At 38.1% G+C, this 8158-nt stretch carries 5 protein-coding genes, 1 tRNA gene and 1 pseudogene; 4 read left to right on the top strand and 3 right to left on the bottom strand.

The genetic code is table 11. The features are described 5' to 3' along the window. Window positions 1-553: 553 nt before the first annotated feature. Together FEF09_RS30285 and FEF09_RS30280 are read right to left on the bottom strand one after the other, a co-directional pair. Window positions 554-1432 carry a zeta toxin family protein gene (locus FEF09_RS30285; RefSeq protein WP_146308628.1) on the bottom strand — a complete coding sequence of 293 codons (879 nt, stop codon included), beginning with the start codon at window positions 1430-1432 and terminating at the stop codon, window positions 554-556. A 366-nt stretch (window positions 1433-1798) separates the two neighbouring features. Next, window positions 1799-1981: a helix-turn-helix transcriptional regulator gene (locus tag FEF09_RS30280; protein WP_261387983.1), complete on the bottom strand. Its 183-nt coding sequence runs from the start codon at window positions 1979-1981 to the stop codon at window positions 1799-1801. Window positions 1982-2502: 521 nt separating this feature from the next. Here FEF09_RS30280 and FEF09_RS30275 point away from each other — a divergent pair. The 3 genes and pseudogenes from FEF09_RS30275 to FEF09_RS30260 all read left to right on the top strand — a co-directional run bounded on the left by FEF09_RS30275 (window position 2503) and on the right by FEF09_RS30260 (window position 6827). Further along, entirely contained in the window at window positions 2503-3444 is a 942-nt protein-coding gene (locus FEF09_RS30275; RefSeq protein WP_146308624.1) for an ATP-binding protein, read from the top strand. A 2022-nt stretch (window positions 3445-5466) separates the two neighbouring features. Next, a pseudogene (locus tag FEF09_RS35275) lies at window positions 5467-5915 on the top strand (recombinase family protein); the annotation flags it as partial. Window positions 5916-5945: 30 nt separating this feature from the next. Then, window positions 5946-6827 carry a recombinase family protein gene (locus tag FEF09_RS30260; protein ID WP_409994917.1) on the top strand — a complete coding sequence of 294 codons (882 nt, stop codon included), beginning with the start codon at window positions 5946-5948 and terminating at the stop codon, window positions 6825-6827. 209 nt (window positions 6828-7036) lie between these two features. Here the strand turns inward: FEF09_RS30260 and FEF09_RS30255 are convergent. After that, window positions 7037-7119, bottom strand: a tRNA-Leu gene (locus FEF09_RS30255). 266 nt (window positions 7120-7385) lie between these two features. On the opposite strand from FEF09_RS30255, the gene FEF09_RS30250 reads away from it, so the two are divergent. Continuing rightward, window positions 7386-7673, top strand: a complete 288-nt coding sequence (locus FEF09_RS30250) for a hypothetical protein (protein WP_146308620.1) — start codon at window positions 7386-7388, stop codon at window positions 7671-7673. Window positions 7674-8158 lie beyond the last annotated feature (485 nt).

The raw sequence follows: 8158 nt of genomic DNA, 5'->3' as shown, positions 1-8158 counted from the left end.
GTAGGGGATAATCCGTAAAAATTAGTTTATGGACCACATTTAATGAGTCGTAGTTTTTTTACCTAAACAAAAATTAATAGCATTTACTTAATATATGAAGGTGATTTAATTCTCTCTCTTCTTTTTGATTTTTGTCTTAGTCGTTTCCTTCTTCGCTTGCTGAACTGGTTTTGTAGAAAGAGGAGTCTTGCCTGACTTTGTAATAGCGCTATTCTTTGGCTGGTAGGCGGTATCTTAACTGGATTTTTGACACTTCAGTAGTGCCTCGTTTTGGTGTGGATAGGCCAGTTTTGTCAACTTTTTTTGGTATACAGGTATAAGCGCTCCGTTTGAATATTCGAATTTGATAATAATCTTATTGGGATCTATTTCGGTCCTTCTTTGACAACTATCTTAGGATTGCTTTCCACACTATTTTTTAACCTGTTAATATCCTCAAGTTCCCGTTCATATATGTAGCTATATATGACTGGATATTGTTTCTTATCGGCCTTTTTTTACTATTCATACTAATACAAATTTGCGGGATTGTGCTCGTTACTCGAGAACACTTTTAATGGAGGGCTGTTTTTTCGACGTCATTACTTATAATACCGTAACTTTTCAAATCGTTCTTTCGCTGCTCAACTATTTTAAAATAAGTGATTGTAGGATGATTCCCGTAGGTGTCAAAAATCAAGCTTAAAGGCACATATCTTTTAGTTGTCATGAATCGGTCTAATGCGCGTTTAGTAGCTTTAACCCTATCCAACTCCAAAAGTGTTAGATTTATTCCGTAATCCACTGTCAATAGCGTATCTATTAACATGTTTATGCCTTTGACGTTACTTCCAATCTTTGGAATAACTATATTAGCATTTAGTTCAATACAGTGGTCAAATAGTGACTTAAATTCTTGCTTATTGCTAGGATCTCCAAATACTATTCTATCTGACTCCTCATGAACTAATGTAGCTCCGAAAGGTAGTGCATTAAATTCTGGTAATTTTCTCTTCGCATAATCTGAATCAAGAATGATTGCACCAAAATCATCTGCTATTTTATTTGAGATACTTGATTTTCCAGATGCAGGTAAACCGATAACAATATAGGCTTCTCCGCCTACTTTAACTCCAGAATTAGGAAATGCTCCACCCTTTTTCAATTTAATACCTTCATCATTTTTCAATCGTTTCATCGATAGTAGTTCTCTAACGATTTGTTCCCACAATTTAATACGTGCATTATCCTTTCTATATTTAAATGCACGATAAGATTTGCTGGTAATACTAATCAAAGATTCATCAAAGTTCTCAATATTAAGTTCTGTTGAGACAATCTTGGGCACCATTGCATAGATTTCATCGCTGTCCAAGTCTAGAGATAGAACATTTTCCAAAAAGTGCTCCACTAATTCCATATTATTAAGCGGTCTATTAGATCTCTTTGCCATAAGTGAATTTACAAAAAAGCTATTATATCAAGTAATGTATAATTAATAGTTTTTATTTTATGTCTAAAATGATCAATTTACAGAACATAAATAATAAGACTTAAATAGATAGGTATGTTATATTTATTTATTAATCAACTCTTACAGTTGCTGGTAAAATTTAATTGGAACTAAGATTATGTGAGCATTCTGATCTTAATTGGTGTTGTAGGAATTTATTGACCATTGATTGATTAGGCATCATGATTTGGAAATAACCAATCATGTATATCCAATTGTGTTATTATGGCTTCCTTAATTCTTGTGATTGCTAATTGTTATCGTAAGGGAAAACGACAACGTATCCAAGCTGTTCCTTCGTAATTATTAGATTGGCTTGTCAGGGACAAAATCTCTTATTGAACATCCAAAGAACTTTGCTATTTCATTTAAATGCTGAAGATTATACTTCTCCCGTCTTTTGGGATTCTCACAATGGCCCACAAACGCATCATTAAATCCAGCCCCCTGCGACAAATCAATCTGACTTACTTTCCTGGCAGTTCTCATTTCCTTTACCTTTTCAATAACATATTGGTCCAACGGGGACTTAATATTCATCTTTTTGCCGGCGAATAAAAATATTCTAAAAATATTTAGCACATGTACTTGTCCATGTATTTTTATTTCTTATCTTACACTCACAATTATCAAATTAACTATATGAAACAGGATATACGTATAACTAATACGGATACAGGATAGTTTTGTACATTTACAGCCTCAAGAATATTTAATTGAAGCTCGCTTCTTACTTAATCCAGCCCGTGGAAAGTCGAAATTCTCAGGTATGCTAGGATGATAAGGAGAGTGCTCACGTTATTGGCGTGGGCCTTCTTGTCTGCATACAGCCCTTCGACTGGCTCCACGGCGGCAAGATGTGCTTACGCCTTTTTTCTTTTAAAAAGGTTCTGCTCTCTTACGCCTATACACTTCCAAAAATCATTCGAAACTTACAGGATTAGCAAAACGGTAGCCAAGATATCCATCTTGGTCCAGGATCCTATTATCTAAAACTGTAAATCTTAAAAATGAAGAAACAAATGACTTACTCTGAAAAGAGTGGGACTAGCCAGTCATTGCTTACTAAAAGCGAAACAGAATATCCATTACAGGTATTCAATAAGGTTTTCGCAAAGTATAGCTTAGAATCTATTCTGCATGGTATCAAGGGCATTTTTACGGCATCATTCAATGTTGATCTTCAAAGAATAATTGAGGCTGGGCATATTCTGGCGTGTTCATCACAAGAGCATCGGACAGGTGAAGAATGTACCAATTGCATATATGCCAAGCTGTTGTTGGTAATAGTAGATATGATTGATGCTCAATTGGGTCTTGCAGAAGTTGCGATGAACAGGCTGATGGAGGAACACGAATTTCATCTATTTGCAACCAGGCCAGAAGTAGCCTGTTACATAAGCACATTTCGCCTGATTGTGACCCGGAGCAGACATTTATTACAGGATATTAATCATAAAGTAAAGTTTGGTAGAGGTGACTTCACGTTAAACCCTAATATGACCAAGTTCAATCTAGCAATCTTTGTTGACGAGCTTACAGCTCCATTTAAATTATACGAAGATTCGACAGGCAGGGTGATTGAAATAAGCAACACAGTTGAATCAAGTCAGAACGCACTAACCGATAAGGTCATGTTGGACATTATTATATCCAGTCTTATACATATTGCATATGCACACAGTAAGAAATCCACGAGGGTATTCATATTGGTCGAAGCGGCGGCTGAACGACTTTCATTTAGCGTCAAAAGTGAAGGAAAGCAAATGTCTAATGCCGAGGTTGAAAACCTATTTAAACCCCTTAATGGTTCGATGACATTGGCCAGCAATTGGGGCGCGAACCTATACATGGCTAAGAAGTGTATTGACTCATTAGGGGGTGTGATACGAGTACTTAGTGAGAAATACGAAACAGTCATTCAAGCAAGCCTGCCATGCCTTTTGAGATAGTCACGTCTGTAATTTGGTGTGCTTGAACGATTAAATGTGTCGCTAAATAGAACTTAATATAGAATACACCCAAACCATTGTTAATAATTCCAAGGTGTCATTTCTTAGTCCAGCCAATGGAATAAAAATCCCACTATGATTCCTGTACGAACTAGAAGGAAGCTATCAATCTGTTTGGTTGATGATGACCTGGTGGCTAGGTGTGGACTGACAAATGTTCTTGATAATATGGACATCTGCATACCAATTGTTTGTTCCAATTTCCATGAGTTGATAGAAGAGTATTTGTGTTATACGTTGAAAGGAGCGCCCAATTTTATTATCTCGGAATGGTATAAGGAATTTTCCGATCCTGATTTCTTATCCATTTTCAGAGATAGTCCCTTGACTGCAATACCGATAATTATCGTGACGGATGCCACAAGAACAAAATCTGTTAAGCCCTCACATGAGATGGTCATTGTAGGCACACTAGAGAAACCGATAAAAGGAAAGATCTAAAAGAAATGTTAACCAGTTATGTAAAACATAAAAAAGCAAAACAGAATGACTGAAATAAAAAACTATTCTAACAATTTTTTAAATGACTTGATGACATCCCTGGAACATGCACCAGATGAATTCACTAGCTCTATCTGTAAGGGGCTTAGATGGAGCAAAACAAGGTTGAAGTCGAATATAAATGCTGATATCCTAGGGAAGACTGATATAATGTCCACCAGAGATGTTGAGCATGTTTTAAGAGTATATCAGCATTCTATTGTTTTTCAGCTGTTGCTGAAACGATCACTAAACTGGAAGAAAAGGCTGAACACGTCACAAAAGCCTATTCAGAATATGTTAAAGTCTTCAGACACATGTGCCAACACAATGATAAAAGATTTGGTCACCGTGTTGGAAAATGTACCGGCCTTGTTCCGCGAATGTGTATGTTCAAATTTGAAGTGGCAACCTAATAAATTCGACTCATATCGTCTGGCTCCTATAGCCACAGATCATGATACATATACTGTTTTTAACAAAAACAGATAAGCATCATCATCCCAATCTATGAATCCCTCGTTATGTGTCAAATACATGATCGGGCGTTCAAATGGGACAAGCACAAGTAACGTAATAACGCTTCCAAGAGGGGATTAAGGTCAAACCCATATTGTAAAAGAATATTGATGCAAATGTTCGTGAATAATCCATCACTGAAAAGCGTAAGGGTTTTATCTTGAAGGAAACACAGGTAATGGATTCTTCCTCCGCAGGCTTCTATTACCAACCATAAAAAATAACTATATCCATATGAGAAATTTACCTGAATGGCACGAGAAGCCATTGGAATTGACAGTTGAAGAGATTTCTGATCCGATGTCGGTCGTTTCAGATTTCTTTCACTCTTATCCATTGCCTGAATTTAGGGAGCATCTGAGATCACTTTTAATAATGGCATGTAGTGATCAGGATTGCAATGCATCATTTAATATTATTCTGTGTGAGGACATTGTTCGATTAGTGGAAGCAGGCAGTGTAATATTAAAACAGAGATATGGAGAACAAAATATATAACGGTTCACTATCCGATTGGTTCGATATCTACCAGTTTCCGACTCTTTTTAACTTGTTTCAATCTTTTTCAACTAAAAGTCAAAAGGATTTCAACTCGCGGTCAAATAGAAATTGACTATTACCCAACTAGGTGTCTATCGCCCGGAAATCGGGTTGCACTGATTTCAACGATCCTGAAATTTAGTTTACGATTGAAACTCGGAAAATAATCTGGACAAATTCGAACAATTTGGTAACGAAACATAACATTCTGTGCGAAAGAGGGAAAGTGAAATTTTGAGCTGTTGTACATTGGCTTCTTATTCAATCATATGAAACATGAAGTCCAACGCCAGTTACCCGCCAAGCCCTCAATTAAGGAAGCAAAACGAATCCTCCAGACAGGTCAATACTCTTATATAGACGAAGAAGTTACCATAATAATAGACTTTATACATCGTCTTGCTGCTATTGATCTGAACATCTATGAACAATCAAATCCACAAATCCATCACATTAAAGACTACAACAATGATCACTCAAAGAAACGCATTCCTATATCCAAGAGTCAGCACAGACGAGCAGGTTGATGGTTATAGTTTGGCTCATCAGGAAGATGTATTAATACGTTATTGTGAGAAGGAGAATATCCAGGTGGTCGGCATTTACAGGGAAGGCCATTCGGCAAAGACGTTTGACAGGACAGAGTTCCAAAGATGTTGCATGTAATTAGTAAGAACAAAGGCATTGCCGACCTGATATTATTTTCTAAATGGGATCGCTTCTCCCGTAATGTCGCTGCTGCTTATGAGATGATTGGGAAACTGAAAAGGCTATCTGTAGAACCTCAGTCCATGGAACAACGCTTGGACATGGATATACCTGAAAGCAAGATTATGTTGGCTATTTATCTTACTAGACCAGAGGTTGAAAATGACCGGCGGGCCCTAAATACGCTCCACGGTATGCGGCGAGCCAAGAAAGAGGGGAGGTATCTGGGCATTGCTCCAATCGGCTATAAGAATGGGCGTGATGCTCAGAACAAGACCTTACTTGTACCTAACGAAAAGGTTGAGATAGTCCGTTGGGCATTTGAAGAATTATCCAGAGGGATATGGGTTATTGATACACTCCGACGTATGGTCAATAGAAAAGGGCTAAAGGTAGGACGTAGTCAATTTTGGAGTCTTGTACGTAACCCTGTTTATTGTGGAATGGTCTCTATAGCTGCCTACAAGAACGAACCCGCTCATTGTGTAAAGGGTTTCCATCAAGCAATTGTTCCTGAAAGTCTATTTGATGATGTTCAGGATGTCCTGAAGGGCAAGAAGCGAAACGTCAGGGTAAATACCTTCACAGAAATTGACCAGCAATTAACCTTACGGGGCTTCCTAATCTGCCCTCGCTGCGGAAGGCTATTAAGTGGGAGTGGATCAAAGGGCAACGGCGGTATCTATTATTACTATCATTGCCAATCCGTAAAACTGTGCAAAGAGCGTTTCCGGGCAGATACAGCCAATGAAGCATTTGTAAGGCAGTTAGGTCAGATAGCAGTCAATGCACCTATCATCGACTATTACTGCCAGCTTATCAGTAATTCATTAAAGAAGGATAACCAAGGGAAGGAGAAGGAGCTGAAAGAAACACAGGCCGAAATAGACAAACTATATATAAGAATACAAAACGCCCGCTCTTTACGCTTAGACGATGAATTTACAGCAGAGGAATTTAAAGAGATCAAGACAGATCTTACCAAGAAAATAGAAGAACTAGAAAAGAAGAAACGAAGCTATTATCCACCAACGACAACTACCAGGAATACCTTTCCCAAGGCGGCGAAATCATGAAGAACATTGCTACTCGCTATGTTTCAGCTTCCCCAATCGGCAAAAAACAAATCATTGCTTCGATCTTCGCAGAAAAGCTGATTTTCTCAGAAAACAAATTTCGAACCACCGAACCGAATGTCATCCTCGAGCTAATAAGCAGGCCCATAGCGGACCTTGACAATATTAAAAAGCAAAGGTCGGAGACAACTCCGACCTTTCCGCTTTTGTGCCCAGAACAGGATTCGAACCTGCACACCTCAAGGGAACTGCATTCTAAGTGCAGCGCGTCTACCAATTCCGCCATTTGGGCATCTCCCACATCAAAACCTTTTCTCTCACATCAATCTTCAATTAAGTTACCCCTTTTTTCCAAAGCAAAAAATCCACCTCCTCCTAAAAACTCACTACAAAACAGCCCAATAAAAACTACTAACCAATACGGACAAACCTCACAAAGGTACACCTGCATTATTAACGCATTTAAATATTGTAGAAGAAAATTTACCACATCAATAAGCCAATAATTGCGTAAAAACCGCATCCGTGAGTTGTCTAATTTTAAGAAAAAACATCACTATGGCAAAAACAAACAACCCCTTATTAACCGGGTATAAGGTTAGTAAAAACGCTACCGGTCAGCGGTTTAGTCTGAAGAGCAGGAAGGGAAGTACGTTCATTACCAAATATCCTGACATGAGCAACGTAATCCCTTCCGCAGCGCAGCTGCAGGAGCAATCGAGATTCGCTGAGGCGGTGAAATATGCAAAGCGCATTGTACAGGATCCTGTATTAAAGGCTGCATATAAGGCACGGCCGGGAAGTACGGTGTATCACAGTGCTATTAAAGATTTTCTGGGTCATTAACATTAAAATCTATGCGCTCCGTCGTCAACATCACTACAGACATTCATTCGATAAAGCTTATCCTACGTTCATCCTACGTTCATGAACGTAAGATGAACGTAGGATAAGCTTTATCGAATGAAATTTTTTTCACAAACTTCGCAGTGAGATGATCACCGGTTTGTATTTTTCCTAAACTTGCAATTGAAATCTTAACCCGTCCGGATCACCGGACAAATAATTAACTACAAAATATCAGTTATGTATTACCCAAACATTTTCACTACCAAAGTAAAAGCTATTGTTAACAATTCAACTGCTCCATTGTCCCTTCGACTTCGACTTCGACTTAGTCTCATGCCTCTCCTTAGACGTATTACGTCTGCCATTTCCCGCCACAATTATTCTATATTATCTAACTTAATCCGACAAGCTTATGCAAGACCCAAAACCTTTTTTGTTTCTTACCAATGATAACACCCGTGAAAAAATAGAAAACGAAGAGA

The organism is Chitinophaga pinensis (assembly GCF_007896845.1).
Classification (GTDB): Bacteria; Bacteroidota; Bacteroidia; order Chitinophagales; family Chitinophagaceae; genus Chitinophaga; species Chitinophaga pinensis_C.
The sequence above is the reverse complement of the archived record's forward strand: the minus strand, read 5'-3'. Positions and strand labels throughout refer to the sequence as shown.